This window comes from Glutamicibacter nicotianae, assembly GCF_002797775.1.
Lineage (GTDB): Bacteria > Actinomycetota > Actinomycetes > Actinomycetales > Micrococcaceae > Glutamicibacter > Glutamicibacter nicotianae.
In genome coordinates, this window is sequence record NZ_PGEY01000001.1 from 2,415,867 (window position 1) to 2,435,155 (window position 19,289).

The 19,289-nt window shown below is 63.6% G+C and carries 19 protein-coding genes; 8 read left to right on the forward strand and 11 right to left on the reverse strand.

Translation table 11 applies throughout. The annotated features are described in order from the left end of the window. Nucleotides 1-58 precede the first annotated feature (58 nt). Nucleotides 59-949, forward strand: a complete 891-nt coding sequence (locus ATK23_RS11215) for an SPFH domain-containing protein (protein ID WP_066141921.1) — start codon at nt 59-61, stop codon at nt 947-949. 70 nt (nt 950-1,019) lie between these two features. On the opposite strand, the gene ATK23_RS11220 is transcribed toward ATK23_RS11215, so the two are convergent. Beyond that, nucleotides 1,020-2,501 (reverse strand): nucleobase:cation symporter-2 family protein, encoded by a 1,482-nt coding sequence (locus ATK23_RS11220; RefSeq protein ID WP_066141924.1) that lies wholly within the window; start codon nt 2,499-2,501, stop codon nt 1,020-1,022. A 29-nt stretch (nt 2,502-2,530) separates the two neighbouring features. Between ATK23_RS11220 and ATK23_RS11225 the strand changes: the two genes are divergently transcribed. Beyond that, a complete protein-coding gene (locus ATK23_RS11225) occupies nt 2,531-2,827 on the forward strand; it encodes a hypothetical protein (RefSeq protein ID WP_157066397.1) in 297 nt (98 codons plus the stop codon). 87 nt (nt 2,828-2,914) lie between these two features. On the opposite strand, the gene ATK23_RS11230 is transcribed toward ATK23_RS11225, so the two are convergent. After that, a complete protein-coding gene (locus tag ATK23_RS11230; protein ID WP_066141930.1) occupies nt 2,915-5,236 on the reverse strand; it encodes an FdhF/YdeP family oxidoreductase in 2,322 nt (773 codons plus the stop codon). Nucleotides 5,237-5,294: 58 nt separating this feature from the next. Then, nucleotides 5,295-6,122 (reverse strand): formate dehydrogenase accessory sulfurtransferase FdhD, encoded by an 828-nt coding sequence (gene fdhD / locus ATK23_RS11235; protein WP_066141934.1) that lies wholly within the window; start codon nt 6,120-6,122, stop codon nt 5,295-5,297. An 85-nt stretch (nt 6,123-6,207) separates the two neighbouring features. On the opposite strand from fdhD, the gene ATK23_RS16725 reads away from it, so the two are divergent. Together ATK23_RS16725 and ATK23_RS16730 are read left to right on the forward strand one after the other, a co-directional pair. Beyond that, nucleotides 6,208-6,672 (forward strand): hypothetical protein, encoded by a 465-nt coding sequence (locus tag ATK23_RS16725; RefSeq protein WP_322787535.1) that lies wholly within the window; start codon nt 6,208-6,210, stop codon nt 6,670-6,672. Nucleotides 6,673-6,705: 33 nt separating this feature from the next. After that, on the forward strand, nt 6,706-7,020 hold the full coding sequence (locus tag ATK23_RS16730) for a GNAT family N-acetyltransferase (RefSeq protein WP_407645305.1): 315 nt from the start codon (nt 6,706-6,708) through the stop codon (nt 7,018-7,020). 10 nt (nt 7,021-7,030) lie between these two features. Here the strand turns inward: ATK23_RS16730 and ATK23_RS11245 are convergent, their stop codons facing one another. After that, nucleotides 7,031-7,801 (reverse strand): VOC family protein, encoded by a 771-nt coding sequence (locus ATK23_RS11245; RefSeq protein ID WP_066141937.1) that lies wholly within the window; start codon nt 7,799-7,801, stop codon nt 7,031-7,033. A gap of 191 nt (nt 7,802-7,992) precedes the next feature. Here ATK23_RS11245 and ATK23_RS11250 point away from each other — a divergent pair, with 191 nt between their 5' ends. Then, on the forward strand, nt 7,993-9,552 hold the full coding sequence (locus ATK23_RS11250) for a long-chain-fatty-acid--CoA ligase (protein ID WP_066141939.1): 1,560 nt from the start codon (nt 7,993-7,995) through the stop codon (nt 9,550-9,552). A gap of 6 nt (nt 9,553-9,558) precedes the next feature. Here ATK23_RS11250 and ATK23_RS11255 read toward each other — a convergent pair whose 3' ends face one another. Beyond that, a complete protein-coding gene (locus ATK23_RS11255) occupies nt 9,559-10,353 on the reverse strand; it encodes an enoyl-CoA hydratase/isomerase family protein (RefSeq protein WP_066141942.1) in 795 nt (264 codons plus the stop codon). 120 nt (nt 10,354-10,473) lie between these two features. Here ATK23_RS11255 and ATK23_RS11260 point away from each other — a divergent pair, with 120 nt between their 5' ends. After that, a complete protein-coding gene (locus ATK23_RS11260) occupies nt 10,474-10,974 on the forward strand; it encodes a DUF456 domain-containing protein (protein ID WP_066141945.1) in 501 nt (166 codons plus the stop codon). Here the strand turns inward: ATK23_RS11260 and ATK23_RS11265 are convergent. From ATK23_RS11265 to ATK23_RS11280, 4 genes are read right to left on the reverse strand one after another with little or no spacing between them, the layout of a single operon-like run. Beyond that, the gene (locus ATK23_RS11265; protein WP_066141948.1) at nt 10,971-11,576 is read right to left on the reverse strand and encodes a response regulator transcription factor; all 606 of its coding nucleotides are present in this window, start codon (nt 11,574-11,576) and stop codon (nt 10,971-10,973) included. The two genes, ATK23_RS11260 and ATK23_RS11265, sit on opposite strands and share 4 nt — an antisense overlap. Then, complete coding sequence (locus ATK23_RS11270; RefSeq protein WP_066141951.1) at nt 11,573-12,727, reverse strand: sensor histidine kinase; 1,155 nt, start codon at nt 12,725-12,727, stop codon at nt 11,573-11,575. Before ATK23_RS11270 ends, ATK23_RS11265 begins: the two co-directional genes overlap by 4 nt. Beyond that, nucleotides 12,724-13,479: an ABC transporter gene (locus tag ATK23_RS11275; RefSeq protein WP_066141954.1), complete on the reverse strand. Its 756-nt coding sequence runs from the start codon at nt 13,477-13,479 to the stop codon at nt 12,724-12,726. Before ATK23_RS11275 ends, ATK23_RS11270 begins: the two co-directional genes overlap by 4 nt. Beyond that, on the reverse strand, nt 13,476-14,393 hold the full coding sequence (locus ATK23_RS11280) for an ABC transporter ATP-binding protein (protein ID WP_066141957.1): 918 nt from the start codon (nt 14,391-14,393) through the stop codon (nt 13,476-13,478). Before ATK23_RS11280 ends, ATK23_RS11275 begins: the two co-directional genes overlap by 4 nt. A gap of 345 nt (nt 14,394-14,738) precedes the next feature. Between ATK23_RS11280 and ATK23_RS11285 the strand changes: the two genes are divergently transcribed. Further along, on the forward strand, nt 14,739-15,413 hold the full coding sequence (locus ATK23_RS11285; RefSeq protein WP_245858380.1) for a DedA family protein: 675 nt from the start codon (nt 14,739-14,741) through the stop codon (nt 15,411-15,413). A gap of 3 nt (nt 15,414-15,416) precedes the next feature. Here ATK23_RS11285 and ATK23_RS11290 read toward each other — a convergent pair whose 3' ends face one another. Further along, nucleotides 15,417-15,773: a DUF2695 domain-containing protein gene (locus ATK23_RS11290; RefSeq protein ID WP_066141960.1), complete on the reverse strand. Its 357-nt coding sequence runs from the start codon at nt 15,771-15,773 to the stop codon at nt 15,417-15,419. A gap of 105 nt (nt 15,774-15,878) precedes the next feature. Further along, entirely contained in the window at nt 15,879-17,033 is a 1,155-nt protein-coding gene (locus ATK23_RS11295; RefSeq protein WP_167550512.1) for a pyridoxal phosphate-dependent aminotransferase, read from the reverse strand. Between the two features lie 280 nt (nt 17,034-17,313). Between ATK23_RS11295 and ATK23_RS11300 the strand changes: the two genes are divergently transcribed. After that, a complete protein-coding gene (locus ATK23_RS11300; RefSeq protein WP_066141964.1) occupies nt 17,314-19,209 on the forward strand; it encodes a metallophosphoesterase family protein in 1,896 nt (631 codons plus the stop codon). The last annotated feature ends 80 nt before the right edge of the window (nt 19,210-19,289 follow it).

Genomic DNA, 19,289 nt, shown 5'->3' on the forward strand with positions numbered 1-19,289 from the left:
CGGTTCTCAATTATCTAAACGATAGAATATTGAGTACCATCACGTCATCGAGGAGATCATGTTCCCCACCATCATTACCGTCCTTTGCGCCATCGCAGGATTGCTTGTCTTGCTTGCCGGAAAGGCCATGAAACCGGAAAACAAGAACCGTGCCGCCACCCGCCTCACCGGAATCACCGTTTTCATCGTGTCACTGATCGTGCTGGCCATCATGTCCACCACCATCGTGCAGCCACGCACCGTCGGCGTGAAGGTCGCACTGGGCAAGCCGACCTCCGTGGTCAGCAACGGCTTCCATCTGAAGTGGCCATGGGAAAAGGTGGAGAAGCTGGATGGGTCGGTGCAGAACGATGTCTACTCAGCCGACAGTGCCATCCCGGTCCGGCTGGGCAACAACGGCCGCGCCGATGTGGATGCGTCCATCCAGTGGCAGCTGAAGACCGATGATGCCATGGATGTTTTCCTGGATTACCGCACCTTCGAGGGCATCCAGTCCAATCTGGTCGACCGCAACTTCCGTGCCGCGCTGAACGAGGTCATGGCCACCTATGATCCACTGGAATACGGCGAACCCGCCAGCGGCGGCCAGGACCTGGAAGGACTGGCGAAGTCGGTGCAGGAAAAGATGCAGGCCAAGGTCAAGACCCAGATCGAGATCCGCTCGGTCACCTTGCCGATCATCAATTTCGATGAGCCGACGCAGAACCGCATCAACGAGCTGCAGGCGGAAACCGCCAAGACCCGCGTGGCCCAGCAACGCAAGCAGACCAGCGAGGCCGAAGCCGAAGCCAACAAGATCCTGGAACGCTCGCTGACCCCGGAGACCTTGACATCCAAATGCCTGGATATCGTGGCCGAGTCCGGCCAAAGCCCCATCGGCTGCTTCCCCAATTCCGGCGTCCAGCCGATCACCATGACCGGTGACAAGCAGAAGGACTCCAGCCAGTAAAGCCACTCACGTCCAAAACGCCTCAGTTCATTGAACTGGGGCGTTTGGCTTTTGGTGATGGGCGCTGCCGCTAGCCTTGCGGCATCGGCCGGTCGCCGGCGTGGCCCGGCTGCTCCGAGATGACCTGGATTTCCAGGCCTTTCGAGTCGTACAGCTTACCGTCGATCAGGCGGTCGCCGTCTTCGAGGCCGGCCAGCTGGTACTTGTAGACGGTGCGCAGCGAGGTTTCCTGCTTTCCCCCGTTCAGCTCATTGAAGATGATGTTCAGCAGCACGGCCATGATGGTGGCCGAGGAGATGCTGGACTGGAAGATGGTGCCGACCCAGGCAGGGAATTCGGCGTAGAAATCAGGCTTGACCATCGGGATGCAGCCGAAGGCCAGCGAGGTCGCGATGATCAGCATGTTCATGTTGTCGTCTTTGGCCTTGGCCAGGGTGCGGATGCCTGCCGCTGCCACCGAGCCGAACAGCACCACACCGGCACCGCCCAGCACCGGGGAAGGGATCGAGGCCACCACGCGGCCAAGCACCGGCAGCAGGCCGAGGACCACCAGGATGCCGCCGCCGGCGGCCACCACGAAGCGGCTCTTCACACCGGTAATCGCCACCAGGCCCACATTCTGCGCGAAGGCCGACTGGGTGAAGGTGTTGAACATCGGGGCGACGGTGGAGGAGAGCATGTCGGCACGCAGGCCGTTGGCGATACGCCGCGAATCCACCTTGGAACCGGTCACCTCGGCCACCGCCAGCATGTCCGCGGTGGTTTCGGTGTAGGTCACCAGGATGACGATCATCATCGAGATGATGGCACCGATTTCGAAGACCGGTGCGCCGAAGGCGAAGGGCGTGGGAACCGCGAAGATGTCGCCGGTGAGCACCTGGGAGAAATCAGCCATGCCCAGGAACACTGCCACCAGTGTGCCCAGCGCGATGGACAGCAGGATCGACAGGCGCGAAAGCGCCGGGACGCCGGACTTGGACAAGGCCAGCAGGATCAGCAGGGTGATAGCGGCCAGGGCGATATTCTTCAGCGAGCCGTAGGAGTCCCCGGCACTCGCACCGCCCATGGCCCAGTCGGCGGTGACCGGGAAGAGCGAGACGCCGATAATCGTGATCACCACGCCGGTGACCACCGGCGGGAAGAAGCGCAGCAGCTTGGCGAAGAACGGGGCGATGATGATGCCGATGGCGCCCGAGGCAAGCACCGCGCCGAATACTGCCGGCATGCCTCCCCCGCCGTTGAGGATGGCGATCATGGTAGCCACGCCGGAGAAGGACGTGCCCTGGACCAGGGGCAGCTGGGCGCCGAAGAACGGGACGCCGAGGGTTTGCAGGATGGTGGCCAAGCCGCCGATGAACAGGCAGCTGGCAACGAGCACGCCCATTTCGGCCGTGTCCATGCCCGCGGCTCCGCCCATCACCAGTGGCGGGGCGATGATGCCGCCGTACATGGTCAGTACATGCTGGAAACCGTAGGCCACGGTTTTCGCAGCGGGCAGGCGTTCGTCTTCGGGTCTGATGCTCTCAGCGGCATTGCTGCGGGCAGCACTCATGGGGGATTTCCTCTTCGGTGGACTGCGGATTGGCGCACCTTGGACAGGGCGCCGAACACTTTATATTGTGTCGCAATAAGAAATCCAAGCGCTTATGGCAAGCGCTTGATGTGATGCAGCTTGCATTGCTAGTGGGCCGCGCGGCGTTGCCGCTGCTGCTGATGCTGGCAGTCCATCTTGAACTCACTGTCCCGCTTATTCCTTCGGAACATCCCGTCGCAGGATCACCAGATGGATCCGAAACGACCATCAATTACGAGCGTGGCTGGACGCAGGATTTCCAGCCGGACATCCAAATGCCCGTCCATGACTCGGCACTGCTCTGAGCCGCACGAAGAATTGGCGGCAGCGCCTGAATTGAATGAAGCCACGGCCGGGATGGATTCCCCGACCGTGGCTTCGCCACTTTGAAACTAGCTGTCCAGCGTGCGTCCTGGCTGCTGGGTGTGCTCGACGAAGCGCACCATCATCGCCTTGAAGCCCGGCGTATTGGACTCGCGGGCCACCAAATCTCGGTGCACCAGCGCGTTGGCTTCCGGGTAGTAGGCGGCCACGCATCCCTTGGCCGTCGGGTAGGACACCAAGCGGAAGCGGTTGGCGCGGCGCTCGGTCCCGCGGAAGACCGAGATGACATCGACCAGGTCGCGGTCCTGGAAGCCGGTCACCGCCAGATCCTCCGGGTTGATCAGGATGACCCGGCGCCCGTCCTTGATGCCGCGGTAGCGGTCGTCCAGCCCGTAGAACGTGGTGTTGTACTGGTCGTGGCTGCGCATGGTCTGCAGGATCAGGTGGCCCTCGGGCGCTTCCAGGGCTTCGAATTCCGAAACAGTGAAGCGGCCCTTGCCAATGTCGGTGGCGAAGGAGCGGGTGTCGCGCGGCGGGTTGGGCAGCACGAAGCCGTTCTTGTCGCGCACCCGGCGGTTGAAGTCCTCGAAGCCGGGCAGCACCCGTTCGATGTGGTCGCGGATCACGTCGTAATCCTCGGCCATGGCCCGCCAGTTCACCGGGTGGTTATCCCCCAGGATGGCCTGGGCCATGCGCGCGACGATCACCGGTTCGGCCAGCAGGTGGTCGGAGACCGGGGTGAGCCGGCCCCGGGTGGACTTGATCACCGACATGGAGTCCTCCACGGAAAGGAACTGCGCGCCTGAAGGGTGCTTGTCGTCCTTGTCGGTGCGTCCCAGGGTCGGCAGGATCAGCGAGGTCTTGCCGTGCACCACATGCGAGCGGTTGGGCTTGGTGGAAATGTGCACGGTCAGCTTGGCGCGCTGCATTCCGGCTTCCAGGGCTTCGGTATCCGAGTTGGCCAGGGCGAAGTTGCCGCCCATGGACACGAACACATCCACCTCGTCCTTTTCGAAGGCGTGCAGCGCTTCGGTGGAATCGTAGCCGTGGGCGCGCGGGGATTCGATGCCGAATTCGGCGTCCAAGGCGGCGAGCAGCTGCTCGGTGGGTTTTTCCCAGATGCCCATGGTGCGGTCGCCCTGCACATTCGAGTGGCCGCGCACCGGGCAGGCGCCGGCGCCGGGCTTGCCGAAGTTGCCCTGGAGCAGCAGCAGGTTGATAATTTCCTTCAGCGTCGGCACCGAGTGCGGCTGCTGGGTCAACCCCAGCGCCCAGCAGATGATGGTGGCCTTGGACTTGGCCAGCAGCATTGCGATCTCGGTGATCTGGGTGCGCGTCAGGCCGGTGGCCGTTTCCGTGGCATCCCAGTCCAGCGTGGCGCGCGCGTCCTTGTAGGCTTCGAAGCCGTCGGTGGCCGCGGCGATGAACGCGTGGTCCACTACGGTGCCCGGGTGCTTCTTCTCTTCTTCCAGCAGCAGGTGGCCGAAGGCCTGGAACAGGGCCAGGTCGCCGCCGACCTTGATCTGCAGGAAGTCGCTGGAAATCGGGTCCGCCTTGCCCAGCATGCCGCCCACGGTCTGCGGGTCCTTGAAGCCGAAGAAGCCGGCTTCCGGCAGCGGGTTCACTGCGACCACGCGGGCGCCGCGCTTGCGCGCGTCGGCCAGCGCGGAGAGCATGCGCGGGTGGTTGGTGCCGGGGTTCTGCCCCACCACGAAGATCAGATCCGTATGCTCGAAGTCTTCCAGCGACACGGTGCCCTTGCCGATGCCGATGGTCGGGTTCAGCGCCGTTCCGGAGGACTCGTGGCACATGTTCGAGCAGTCGGGCAGGTTGTTGGTGCCCAGGCTGCGGGCCAGCAGCTGGTACATGAACGCGGTCTCGTTCGCGGTGCGCCCAGAAGTGTAGAACACGCACTTGTCCGGGGTGGTCGCATTGACGTGCGCGCCAATGGTCGAGAAGGCCTCGGTCCAGCTGATCGGCGAGTAGTGGGTGTCCCCTTCGCGGATGATCATCGGGGTGGTGATCCGTCCCTGCGAGCCCAGCCAGTATTCGGTCTTATCGCGCAAGTCCTCGATGGAGTGCTGCGCGAACCATTCCGGGGTGACGGTGCGGGCGCTGGCTTCCTCGGCGATGGCCTTGGCGCCGTTCTCGCAGAATTCGGCGGGCTTGCGCTTGCCGGTGATGGATTCGGGCCAGGCGCAGCCCGGGCAGTCGAAACCGTCGTGCTGGTTGACGCGCAGCATCGAGCGAAGGGTACGCGACGGGCCGGCTTCGGCGAAACCGCGCTCCATGGACACCATCACGGCTTTGAGGCCGGCGGCGGCGTGCTTTGGTTCGCTGACCTTCAGCTCATCTTCATTGATGTCTTTCTTGGGTGCCGAGCGATGCATGAGACCCTCCTGGTTGGTGGTGCGCGCGGAACTGATATCCAGCTCACATATTACAAGGCTACGCTGTGATCACCCGGTGCGCATGTGTATAAATGTTCACGCTGCATCCGCGGGAGAACGCAGCGAGCGTAAGGCCTGATTCCTCGGCCAGATCCGCGGCTAGCGACGAGGGCGCGCTGACCGCCGCGAGCACCGGAATTCCGGCCATCGCGGCCTTCTGCACCAGCTCGAAGGAGGCGCGTCCGGAAACCTGCAGTACGGCGTCACCCAACGGCAGCAACCCCTCGCGCAGGGCAGCCCCGATGACCTTGTCCACCGCATTATGACGCCCTACGTCTTCGCGCAGGATCAACAGCTCCCCGGAAGCGGAGAACAACCCGGCCGCGTGTACTCCCCCGGTGGCGGAGAACAGCTGCTGCGATTCGCGCAGGGTGTCGGGCAGGCCTAGCAGGGTTTCCAGCTCCACCTGCCCGGCGTCCGGAGCCGGCGCGAAGGCGGCTTTCTTGCGCACCTCGTCGATGGAATTGGTCCCGCAGATCCCGCAGGCGGAACTGGTGACCACATTGCGGGCGGCCAGCAGATCGGGATGCTTTGCTCCCGGACCCAGCTGCACCTCGATGACGTTGTAGGTCTGGTTGCCCGCTTCGTCGGTGCCGGCGCAATAGCGCAGGGAGGCCAAGTGCTCGGGGGCGGAAATGATGCCCTCGCCCACCAGGAAGCCGGTGACCATGTCGAAGTCGTCGCCCGGCGTGCGCATGGAGGTGGTGTAGGAGGTGTGGCCGAAGCGAATCTCCAGCGGCTCCTCGCCGGCCAGCTTCTCCTCGCGCACGCGCGAGCCCTCCAGCGTTGCCCTGACGATGCGGCGGCGCGCGATCTTGCGGCCCATGTGCTTCTCCTGCCTGCTGTCCTTTCCCCTGAGTGTGGCATCGTTGGCCGGAGGAGGCAAAGCGGAGGAGCAGCGGCCGTAAACTATGCAGAGGGATACCGACCGCGACCGCTTCCTCAGGCTCTACGATCAGCAGCTGCGCACCGATCCCGAAACGCTAGGTGCGCAGTCCATTACCTGGTTCGGCCCGCTGCGCCTGGCCACCTACGCCAATGGGCGCGGTTTCATCACCTATCCGCATTTCAACGGAAAAGAACCGCAAACCTTGGCCCAGCTGACTGGAGCAGCACTGGAGCATTTCGCGGCGCAGCCGCGGATCACCGAGGTGGAATTCAAGCCCCGCCGACACGACCATGCACCCGGCTTGCCCGAGCGCTTGCAAGCATTGGGATTCAATGCCGAGGAGGGCGAATCAATCATGATCGGACCGCTGCAGGCATTGCTCAGTATCGACCCCGGTCCGGCTGGGCTGGAACTGCGGCGTGTGAGCGCTGCAGAAGAAATTGAGGAAATGTGCCGCATGGTCGACCAGGCCTTCGGCGAACCCTAGGACCCAGCCACCGCCCAAGCCCTGATTTCACGCATGGGACGCAAGGACGGCATGGAGCTGTGGGTCGCCTGGCTCGAGGGGCGAATGGCGGGTGCGGGCCGTCTGGAGCCGGTGGCCGGCACCGAATTCGCAGGCCTCTGGGGAGGCGGCGTGCTGCCTGAATACCGCGGACGAGGTGTCTACCGGGCCCTGGTTGATGCCCGGTCACGCAGCGCGATCGCCATGGGCTGCAAGTACGTGCACAGCGACAGCACAGAGTATTCCCGTCCGATTCTCGAGCGCCAGGGCCTGGTGAAGGTTTCCACCACGACCCCTTACTTTTGGAAGCGCGCGGCAACCGGAAGCTAGCCGCTTCCAGCTAGCCTTTCGGCGGGCAGATGACCGCGAATTCGGCTCCGGTGACATCGCCGAGCACTGCCATGCGGCCGAAGTAGGAGTCATGCGGTTCATGGATAACCGTGCCGCCGAGCCGCTCGGCGAGCGCCACGGTTTCATCGGTGTCCGCCACCGCGAAGTAGGCGCGCCAGCCGGACTTCGAGTCCGGGTAGCTGGAGATGTCGAAGATGCCCGCCACCGCTTCTGGCCCTTGGCCATAGGTGTGGTAGCGGAACTCGTCCGTGTCCGAGACCTGGGACAAGTTCCAGCTCAGGGCTTCACGGTAGAAGCGGGCCACCGGCTCGAAGTGCTTGGTGTGCAGCTCATTCCAGACGCGCGTACCGGGTACTCGGCTGGGGACAGCGTCCGCTGGCGCGAAGGCTTGGAAGAGTCCCACGCCGGTGCCGGCTGGATCCCCGATGATGGCCATGGTTCCCTGTCCGGGAACCTCGATGGGCTTGAGATAGACCTTGCCGCCGTGCAGCTTGGTGGCGTAGGCGGCAGCGTGCACATCGGTGACATTCAGGTAGGTGGTCCAGCAGTCCGGAACCTCGGAGTCCGGGTCATTGGCAATGAAGTCGGTGACCATCGACCCGTTGAGATAGACCTCGGCATATCCTTCGTCCGTGCCTGGCGCGTTCCGGCGCATTTCCCATCCGAATAGCTGCGCATAGAACTGTGCGGAGCCTTCCATGTCGCTGGTGAGCAGATCGACCCAGCAGGGTTCGGCTCGTGGATCCCTTGGTGCCGGCATCGCTTCCCCATTCCACAATTCATCCAGCTCGCTTGGGCTGAGTCTATGTCCTTTCCATTCAGATCAGCAACGGAAAATTTGCTGCCACCCAAGATATTACGGAACTGGATGCCTTGCGATGAACCGCAGTTTCACTATGCTTTAATGTGACACAGCACACAGGCATTGTTGGTTCACCCGAGGAGTTCACCATGAGCGTTCCCGCATCCAATCTCACTGTTTCAGTGGCAGCAATCCTCGCAGAAGGGGCCACCCGCTACGGCGAACTGAACGCCATCACCGTCGATGGCCACAGCACAACTTATAGGCAGCTATGGGATGAGACGCGGAACTATGCCGGGGCGTTGCAGGCCCATGGCATCACGGCGGGTGATCGGGTGGCTCTGCTCATCCCCAATGTCGCGGACTTCGCCCGCGCCTACTATGCGGTCCTGGCCCTGGGCGCCGTGGTGGTGCCGGTGCACGCACTGCTCAAGGCCCGCGAAATCTCCTACATCCTGGAGGACTCCGAGGCCAAGCTGATGATCTGTGCCGCGCCGCTGCTCGCCGAGGGTGCTGCCGGAGCCACCGCTTCAGGCGTCCCGGTGCTCAGCGTGCTGGCGCCGGAAGACTCGGGCACCGACCGGCTCGAAGACCTGGCCCGGGCGGCTACGCCGATTGCCACCTACCTGCCGCGGCGCCCGGAGGACCTGGCCACGATCCTGTATACCTCGGGCACCACCGGCAAGCCCAAGGGTGCGCTGGGCACGCACCTTGCCTTGATTGAGCAGACCCACACCACGCTGCTGAACACCATGGATTTGCGCCGCGGCGACAGGCTCTTCGGGGGGCTGCCGCTCTTCCACACCTTCGGCCAGACCTGCGTGCTCAATACCGGGCTGCGGGTGGGTGCCGAGTTGATGCTGCTGCCCAAGTTCACCGCCGAAGGCGCCCTGGAGCTGCTGCTGGACGCGGGCATCGATGTCTTCTTCGGGGTGCCGACCATGTATGTGGCCCTGCTCGAAGCGGGCAAGCACCGCACGGAGACGCCCCAGAAGCTGCGCTACGCCATTTCCGGCGGAGCGTCGCTTCCGGTATCCATCCTGACCGCCTTCGAGCAGCGCTTCGGCGCGCGGATCCACGAAGGCTACGGGCTGACCGAGACCTCTCCGGTGGCCTGCTTCAACCATGTGGGCGTCGAACCGCGGCCCGGCACCGTCGGCACCCCGGTCTGGGGAGTGGATGTGGAAATCGCGGACCCGGCCAGCCCGGAGAAGATCCAGCTGCTGCCGCGCGGCGAGCTGGGCGAACTGGTGGTCCGCGGGCATAACCTGTTCTCCGGCTACCTGAACCGGCCCGAGGCCACAGACGAAGCGGTGGTCGATGGCTGGTTCCGCACCGGGGACCTGGGCACGAAGGACGAGGATGGCTACCTGCGCATCCTGGACCGTACCAAGGACATGATCCTGCGCAACGGCTACAACGTGTACCCGCGCGAAATCGAGGAGGTCCTGGTGTCCCACCCGGAGATTTCCAACGCCGCCGTGTACGGGGTGCCGCATGAAACCCACGGGCAGGAGATCGCCGCTTCGGTGACCCTGGAGGCTGGCTCCACACTGGGCGCGCAGGATCTGGTGGCGTGGGCCAGCGAGCAGATGGCCGCGTACAAGTACCCGCGGCTGATCGAGATCGTCACCGAGTTCCCGCTGGGTCCCAGCGGAAAAATTCTCAAGCGCGAACTGGTCGCCCAGTTCACCGCCGAGCAACGCTAGCGGACCCTACTTGGGCAGCGCGCTGTAGTCCGGTGTGCGGCGTGCCAGGAACGCGGATCTGCCTTCGGCCAGGTCCGCGTTCTCCCCGTTCTCTTCCCATAGCGTTTCCCACCAGCTGTCGGCGGCTTCCCCAGCGCTCACCAGATTGATGGCTTCCTTGGTGCGGGCAATGGAATACGGCGAGTTCGCCGCCAGCTGGCCCAGCAAGGCGTCCAGCTGCTCTTCGAGCTGCCCATGGGAAACCACCTTGGTGAACATGCCCCAGCGTTCGGCTTCGGGAATGGACACCTCCGCTCCGGAGAGCAGCAGGTACTTGGCCCGGTGCTCCCCCACGGCACGCACCAGCCGCTCGATGCCCGGGCGCGGGAACACCAAGCCGATTCTTGCCGGGGTAATCGCGATGCGCACATTGTCCGAGGCCAGCTGGATGTCGCAGGCCGAAGCCAGCTGCCAGGCACCGCCGAAGCAATTGCCTTCCACCACCGCAATGGTGGGCTTCGGACAGCCCACGATGATCTTGTCGAGCAGATCGAAGTGGTTGATCAGCTCCCCGTCCTCATCCCGGTCGAAGAGCACCTGGTCCATTTCATCGATGGCAATCCCGGCGCAAAAGTTCCCTCCGGCGCCGCGCACCACAATGGAAGCGACCTCGTCATTGGTCGCCAGACCGGCAAAGGCACCCACCAGCTGCAGGCACATGTCCTTGGTGAGCGCATTGAACTGGCCCGGATTCTCCAGCCGCACCACGGCGGTGGACCCGGCAATCCCTACGCCGACCCGTGCATTATTGTCCTTGCCCATCAGGATCCTCCCCGATTCATCATGCGTCCTAGGCAATCTATCGCGAATCGGCCAGCCTGCGGAACCTCTCCACGCTCCGCTTGCCTCCGGGCCGATGGAAACGTGTGCGAAACTGGGCGTGTGGATGCACAGATTATTTACACCATCATCGCCGGGCTGCTGCTCGTCGTCTCGGCGTTGGGCACTATTTTCCCGGTGCTGCCTGGGTCCTTGCTGACCATCGGCACGCTCCTGGCCTGGGGCTGGCTGCTGGGATCCGGCGCCTCCTGGTGGGCGGCCGGACTGGGCATGGCGATCGCCCTGCTGGGCTGGTCGGCCTCAGCAATCCTGACCGGCAAGAAGCTCAAGGAACATCAGATCCCCAAGGGATCCATTCTCTTCGCGGTAGTCGGTGCCATCGCCGGCGCGTTCATCATCCCGGTCGTCGGCATGTTCATCGGTTTCGCGGTGGGCCTGTTCTCCGGTGAAAGCGTGCGCCGCCGCGAGGTCTCCGGGGCGTTCGGCTCATCCTGGGCTGCGCTGAAGGCCATGGGCTTGGGCATCGTGGTGGAATTCGGCTGCGTGCTGCTGGCGTCTTCCATCTGGGTCATCGGCATGATCATGCACTTCGTGATGCGCTAGATCCAGCCCATCTCCCTGGCGTAACGCGCTGCCTCGATGCGGTTGGCCGTGCTGGTCTTGCCGATCGCATTGGACAGGTGGTTGCGCACGGTGCCCACCGACAGGTGCACCGTCGAGGCGATCTGCGAGACCGGCGCACCGGACGCGGCCAAGGCCAGGATCTCGCGTTCGCGCCCGGTCAGCGGGTTGCTGCGGCTCTCCACGCTGAGCATCGCACGCTGCGGATCCACCACCTTGTCCCCGCCATAGACCCTGCGGATGGCGGCAATCAGCTCCGCTGGCGGAGAATCCTTGACCAGGAAACCATGCGCTCCGGCTTCGAAGGCCTGGCGGAAATACCCGGGACGGTCAAAGGTGGTCAGGATCAGCACCTTCACCTCGGGGTGGCTGCCCTTCAGTTCTGCCGCGGTGCTCAGCCCGTTGTGCCGTGGCATCTGCACATCCAGCAATGCGATATCGGCCCGGTGCGCATCCAGCGCGGCGGCAACTTCGTCTCCGTCGGCGCATTGCGCAACGACCTCGATGTCCTCTTCGAGATTCAGCAAGGCTGCCATCGCGCCGCGCACCAGATGCTGGTCATCGGCAATGAGTATCCGGATCATCGGGCGTTCCCCTCTGCCGCGAAGGCTACCTGCACACTGGTTCCGCCCAGCCGCGAGGCCCCCACCGTGCAGCTGGCGCCGAACTGCTTGGCGCGTTCCTGCATTCCGCGGATCCCGTGGCCGGGCGTGCTGGCCTGCAGCCCGTCGCCGTCATCTTCGATGCTGACGTGTTCGGGTTCCAGCTGCAGCACGATCCTGCTGGCGTGCGCATGGCGCAGCACATTGGTGACCGCTTCGCGCAGGATCCATGCCACATGCGACCGCAGCTGCATCGGGACCTGCTCGGCGGTTCCGGCCACCGTGAATTCGAGGTTGTTGTCGTTGCAGGCCTGCCGCAGCTCAGCCAATTCCGCGACCAGGTCCTGGCGGCTAAGCCCCTGCACCGTGGTGCGAACGGAGACCAGCGCATCGACGGCCAAGGCGCTGAGCTGTTCCAGTTCGCCGCGGGCCTGGGCGTACTGCTCCTGGTCCAGCAGGCGCAGGGCCAGCTGCGCCTTCAGGTTCAATGCGGTGAGCGAATGGCCGATCCCATCATGCACGTCCCGGGCAACGCGTTCCTGTTCGGCGACCAGCAGGTAGTCGCTGCGCATCTTTTCGGCTTCGGTCGAGCGCCGGATGGCCGCCACGGTGATCGCATACACCACCATCAGCACGAGGTTCAGGCCGATCAGGAAGATCGCGTCCATGAACTGGCCGTAGATGATTGGCAACGCGAAGCTGAGCACCAGCACCGCCGAGTAGGCCGCGATGGCCCACCTCCTGCCCAGCAGGAAGATCGCGAAGGAGGTGATGAAGGGGAAAAGCCCCATGGTGGTCAACCCGACGACCGGGATGCCCAGCACAATAATCGCGCAGAGCACCAGGAAGTTCACGTGCGCCCGGCGAGCACTGGTTCCGCCCTGCCCGATCTTCGAGGAGAATTTCGAATAGGACTGCAAATACACGGCGGCGAAGAGGGCAATCAGCGCCAAGCCGATGATCCGGGTGGGCAGCGAATAGTCCTCGACGAGCAGGTCCAGCACAGGGAAGACCAGGAAGATCACCCAGACCCCGGCCACCAGCCAGCCTCGGCGATCCCAGAATTTCTGGTCTTCGTCGAGGCCGCAGAGCGGGTCGTCCACCGGCGCGGAGCCAGGCTGGCGTAGGCTCACTGGCGCGCCTTGGCCTTGCGGGTGGCGAAGACCGCGAAGAGAACGAAGATCAGTGCCCATGCCACCAGGTTAGCGGTTGGGATCCACAACGCATCCGGTGCCATATCGACCCCGGCAGGCATGTCCTTGAGCAATGGGTGGCGGGCCAGCGCGACGTAGCCATACATCGGGGTGAAGCGGGCCGCGTCGAGCATGCCTCCTTGCAGAGGCATGAACACGTTGCCGAAGAAGGCGAAGAACACCATCAGTCCCGAGGCCAGGCCCAGGGCCGATTCGGATTTGAACGCCATGCCCACCCCGATCCCGTAGCAGGCGAAGATCATGGCACCGAGCAGGATGATCAGGTAGCTCGCGGCCCAGATCCAGCCTTCTTGCGCTTCGGCTCCGGTAGCGGCGCCGAGGGCGAAGACGAGCGCTGCCGAGGCGCCGGCAACGGTGGCCGCGACGATCATCTTGCTGCTGACGAACATGCTCGGCGGCATTTTTGTCAGCGAAATTTGCCGGCCCCACACCTGCATGGTCTCGGTGGCCACGGTGCCAGCGATGGCCACGGTGCTGACTGCCGCTCCGTAGGCCGCCATGGAAATCATCAGATAGAACTTCACATTACCGGCTCCCAGCTCGAACTCGGTGTAGCTGGGGATGCTGCCGAACAGGATGTACATTGCCGCGGGCAGCAGCAGGGCAAAGATCAGGTTGTATCCATCGCGGAAGTGCCGCGCGAATTCCACGCGGATGTAGGTGCTCATCATGATGGGTCCTTGGTCAGTTGGATGAAAGCGTCCTCGAGGCTCGGCGAGGAAATTTCCAGGTCGTAGCCCTGGTACTCGGTCAGCAGGGCGGATGCGAAGCTGTCGGAGTCGGAGCTGCGGAAGGCGAAGCGCAAGCCATTGCGTTCAGCCACCTGCACCGAATCGCTGGAGGCGGCGGCCCGTTCGGCATGCTCGGCCGAGGGGAAGGAAGCGCTGACGGTGCGTCCGGAGATGAGCTTGCGCAGATCCTCGGTGGCGCCGTCGGCGACGATGAGCCCGTGCTTCATCAGCACGGTGCGTTCTGCGAAGTTCTGCGCTTCTTCCAAATAGTGCGTGGCGAAGATGACGGTGCGTCCTTCGGTGGCTTCGACGCGCATTGCGGCCCAGAAATCCCGGCGGGCCATCACGTCCATCCCTGCAGTAGGCTCATCGAGGATCAGCACATCCGGATCCGGCAGCAACGCCAACGCGAACTTGATGCGCTGCTGCTCGCCACCCGAGCATTTGCCCACGCGCCGCTTGGCGATCTTGTCCAGTCCGGTGCGTTCCATGACCTCACCAATGCGATCTGCCTGCTCATGCATGTGGGCGATGACCGACACCGTTTCCTTGACGGTCATGTCGCGCAGCAGCCCGCCGGTTTGCAGCACTGCCGAGACCCTGCCAGCCAGGACCGCCTGGCGCGGGTCCAAGCCGAGGATCTGGGCCGATCCCTCGGTGGGCTGGGTCAGGCCGAGGATCATGTCCACGGTTGTTGTCTTGCCGGCTCCGTTGGGCCCCAAGAAGGCCACGATCTGACCGGTCTGGATCCGCAGGTCGATGCCCTTGACGGCTTCGACCTTGCTGCGCGGCGTTGAGAAGGTTTTCTTCAAGCCGCTGAGCGAAACTGCATTGGTCTTTGTCAGCGTTTCCATGACTCCCAGTTTTCTCCGTTTGCCAGGCGGGCAGAAGAGCAGAAAGTCATGGGTTGCCCATGACCGTTGTCATGGACCGAAACCAGTTTCCCGACGCAACTATGCTGATCAATGCTTGGAAACCTGCTGTGAGCTTGGCAACTCGCCGCTGCGCGATGCGCCTTCGCCTCGTGATGCAGGCCCTGGGAAATACCATGATCCACCGGGTCAACGAACAAATTGGAGATTTCCGCGCTTGTGGTCGGGTTATCCCCCATCAGACGTCACGGATTCCTCTCTGGGAAACTCACAGCGTATTCCCGTAGGATTTTTGCTGTGCTAGACCATTCTTCGTTTCTTTCGCTTGTGACCGATTATGCGGCCCCGACCTTGGGCGCGGCATTCCTGCCCGACTGGCTGAACCCGGCCGTCTTCCTGAACAACCCTGCGCTTGGCCCATGGGTCCTGCTGCTGGTGTGCGCCATTGTCTTCGCTGAGACCGGCTTGCTGGTGGGATTCTTCCTGCCCGGCGATTCGATGCTCTTCACTGTTGGCATGCTCATCGCCACCGGCACCATCCACATCCCGCTGTGGCTCTTCTGCGCAGCGATCTTCGTCTGCGCTTTCGCCGGCGACCAGACCGGTTACATCATCGGCAAGAAAACTGGTCCTGCCATCTTCAAGAAGCCGGATTCCCGCTTCTTCTCGCAGCAGAACGTTGAACGCGCCCACGAATTCTTCGAGAAGTTCGGCGGCCGCGCGGTGATCCTTGCACGCTTCGTGCCAATCGTCCGCACCTTCGTCCCGGTGATCGCTGGCGTTGCGAAGATGAACCACAAGACCTTCGTCTTCTACAACCTGATCGGCGCTGCCCTGTGGGGCATCGGCGTCACCCTGCTGGGCTACTGGCTGGGACAGTTCACGTGGATCGAAGAGAACATCGACCTGATCTTCATTCTGATCGTCCTCATCTCGGTCATCCCCATCGGTGTCGAACTGCTCAAGGCCCGCAAGCCGAAGAGCAAGACCATCGAAGACTGATTTTCAAGCACTTCTCCGGCGGAATTGTCCGCCACCCCACTGTACGCCGCGGCGCATCAACCAATGTTCACAAGGTTGGGTTGTGCCGCGGCGTACTCCTTTGCAGACAAGATCCACCTCGTCTTCCAAGGCGTTGCTTGCCTCGCGCGTGATCGGGCGGATGGCATTGGCCAGCACTTCGCAATCGCAGTAACCGCCCAGCAGCTGCATCTTCCGTTCCACCGCGGTAGCCCGCGGGGCACTCTCGTCGCGATAGGCCAGCAGGAAGAGATGGGTCCCGTCGCATCCTTGGGCTCTCAGGGCCCGATAGAGGAAGCAGGCAAGGCATTCATGGTCGACGGGTTCGAGTACCGCGGGCATGGGTGGCTCCTTAAAGCAGTTGAAGGCAGTAGTGTTTCGCTACTGCCTTCAACTGTCTGTGGTTCAAGCACCGCGCACCGCGCCAAGCTCACCAGCTGTGGATATCTAGCTGCCTGCCAGGCTCTGGCGGAGGAATGCCGCTACGCGTTCCACAGCTTCTGCCACACGCTCGTATCCAGCTGCAAAAGACAGGCGGATGAACAGGTGACCCTCGAACGGATCGAAGTCGCCTCCCGGGGTCAGCGCCACGTGCGCGTGTTCCAAAACCGCTTGGCAGTACTGCCCCGCAGATCCGAAAAGTTCCAGCACTTCGGGTGCCAAACGGCCATAGAGGTAGAAGGCCCCATCGGCGGGCGCCGCCTCGCTAATCCCCAGGCTGCCCAGGTGCTCCAGCACGTGGGCCCGGGTGCGGGCAAACTCTGCCACGCGCTCATTGGCTTCATCCAGGCTCTGCTTCTCGAAGGCTGCCACGACCGCACGCTGCGCCGGCGCCGGAGCGCACAGCGCAAGGTTCGAGGCCAGCGCGTCAACGGTGGCCACCAGATCATCGGGCACGGTCATCCAGCCCAGGCGCCAGCCGGTCATCCCCCAGTATTTGGAGAAGGAGGAGACCACGATGGAAGTGCGGGAGAACTCCCACGAGGTGTGCCCCTTTCGCTCTGGGACGAACTCGATGCCGTGATAGATTTCGTCGCTGATCAGCCGCACGCCGTTGGCTTCGCACCAGCTGGCTAGGTCCGAAAGCTCTTGTGCGCTGAACATGGTACCGGTGGGATTGTTCGGCGAGGCGATCACCAGCCCGTCCAGGCGTCCATACTGCTTCTTGGCCGCGTCAAGCAGCTGCACGGTGGGCTGGTAGCGCTGTGCCGCACCGGTGGGCAGGTCCACCACTTCCAGTCCCAGGGCCCCGAGGATATTGGCGTAGGCCGGGTAGCCTGGACGGGCCAGCGCCACCACATCTCCGGCATCGAAGGCTGCCAGGAACGAGAGTTGGAACGCTCCGGAGGACCCGGTGGTCATCACGAAGTTCCTGGCCGGAATCTGCACCCCATAGGTATCGAGGTAGTGCTTGGACAGGGCCTGTCGGGTTTCGAGCAGGCCCGCGGTCGAGGTGTACCCGAAGTCGGCGTGCCCGGCATGCAGCTTTGCGGCCAGGTCATTCACGGCTGCTGGCGCACCGCCGCCAGGCTCGCCCACGCACAACGAGATCACGTCATGACCAGAGGCCCGCATCGTAGCGACCTGGTCAACAATTTGCATCACTTCAAAGGGAGCTACTTTGGAACGCTGGGAAGCTTGCACTGTTTGTCCTTCTTTCCGCAGGCATCGAAGAACCGCAGCATCCTCGCCGCGGCCTTCTGCGCTATCTGCTTCAAGGCTATCGGCTCCAGCGTGGCATTGCGCCCACCGGAAGCCGGTGAGCAGGCTCACTGCCCCGGTTCACCCTCCGTTTGCCTCCCGTCCATCTTGGGGCATCCGCCCCGAGCATCCTCGAAGTATCCGCCTATTGCAGGCGACACCTCGCACAGGAGAACGAACCATGAACAAGCCACTGTCGGCAGCCCTGGCCGCCGCAGTATTGCTCCCCCTGGCCCTGGCGCCAACCGCCGGAGCGGCAGCCTCGCCTGCAACCGCGGCTTCCGCTCTTCCCGCGGCAGTTGCCAAGGACCCCGCACCCGGGTTCCGCGTATTGCCATACCTGCAAGCTCCTTCTTCAACCCCGATGACCATCAACTGGATCAGCGAAACCGATGAGCCGGGCACCATCAGCATGAGCGGACCGGGCCTGGGCAAGTCTGCCAAGCAGAGCAGCGAGCCGGCATACCTGGATCTCATGGAATACACCCAGGCCGAGCTCGATGAGCAGATCGCGGGCTTGGAGCAGGGCTCGTGGCTGAAGTCGAATTCGAACTACAAGCACTCGGTGACCTTCGAGGATCTCAAGCCGGGAAAGACCTGCAATTACACGGTGACCCAGTCCGGCGAAACGCACAGCGCCGCCTTCAAGACGGCGCCCAAGGGCGAGGCCTGGAAGAACGTGCGCATCATCGCGTTCTCCGATTCCGAGACCGAGCCGCGCGGACGCACCGAGCACCGCGAATGGGAACTCTCCCCGGTCAACGGCTACACCGCGGATTCGCTGAAACGACCGGGCACGGACTCCCTATGGGACCAGCAGTTCGGCATGACCACCCGCTACGGCGAGCCGACCCTGCGCTACCCGCTGGACCAGTCCACCGCCTTCAATGAGAACCTCAAGCACATCCAGGCCGCCGATCCGGACCTGGTCATGATGGCCGGCGACCTCACCCAGGGTTCGGGCTACCAGCCGACCTGGGATGAGTTCTTCGGCCATGTGGCCGGAGAGCATTCGGACCTGGCCTCCAATGTCCCGCTGCTTCCGGCGCTGGGCAACTGGGAAACCTATGCCGCGCTGAACGGCGGCTACGGCACGGATGCCGACCGCACCCCGGCGGTCATCTCGCGCAACCGCTTCCTGGATTACTTCTCGCTGCCGCGCGATCCGCAGCACCCCGAGTACAAGGGCTCCTACTACCGGGTGGATCACGGGCCGGTCACCGTGCTGACCTTGGATTCCACCAACGGCCGCCCGGACGAGAACACCCGGACCGGCCAGCTGACCGGGGAGAAGTTCTCGGGCGATGATACGAATATGGACGCGGCGAAGCTGTCCACCGATACCCAAGGCGAGTTCACCTTCGAGTCCCACGTCCAGGGCTTCAAGGAGCTGTTCCCCGGATCCACCGATAAGGACGTGGACCTGCCCAATATGGATGCCGCCTCGGCGCAGTGGGAATGGGCCGAGAAGCAGCTGGCCGATGCCCGCGCCAAGGGCCAGATCGTGCTGGTCCAGTTCCACCACGCGGCCTACTCCAACGGCGTGCACGGCACCCCGCCCAACCATGAGCACCCGGATAACCAGTCGGGCACCGCAATGCGCGCCTACACCCCGATGTTCGAGGAGCACGGCGTGGCAGCGGTGATCTCCGGCCACGATGAGATGTTCGAGCGCTCCTGGGTGGATGAGGACGGCGACGGACGCGGCTTCCACTCCTATGACGTCGGCGTGGCAGCCGATGGCCTGCGCGGCGAGAAGCTGGTGAAGAATGCCGAAGGCGAGTACGAGCCGTTGCGCTTCAACTCGCATTCGCAGTGGTCGGCCCCCGCCGATGAGCCGGAAACCTGGGCCGAGGATGCCAACGGTGTTCCGCAGCTGGTCTCCGGCGGCTTGCACCATGGGCACCTGCAGATCGATGTGGCCAATACCGCGCAGGGCGCCGAGCTGACCTTGACCCCGGTGCAGATCTTCCCGCAGCTGGATTCGCAGTACCAGCTGGAAAAGACCGAGTGGAGGGCCTACGACGATGTCGTGCGCTTCGCGGTCGGCAAGGACGGGGCGCCGCTGGCGAAGTAGCGCTGGCGGAGCAGGCGACTTGTCGCCATGGCTGCAGGTAGTGGACTATTGGAGAGAGCAAAGGCCACTGAGCGCAGCAG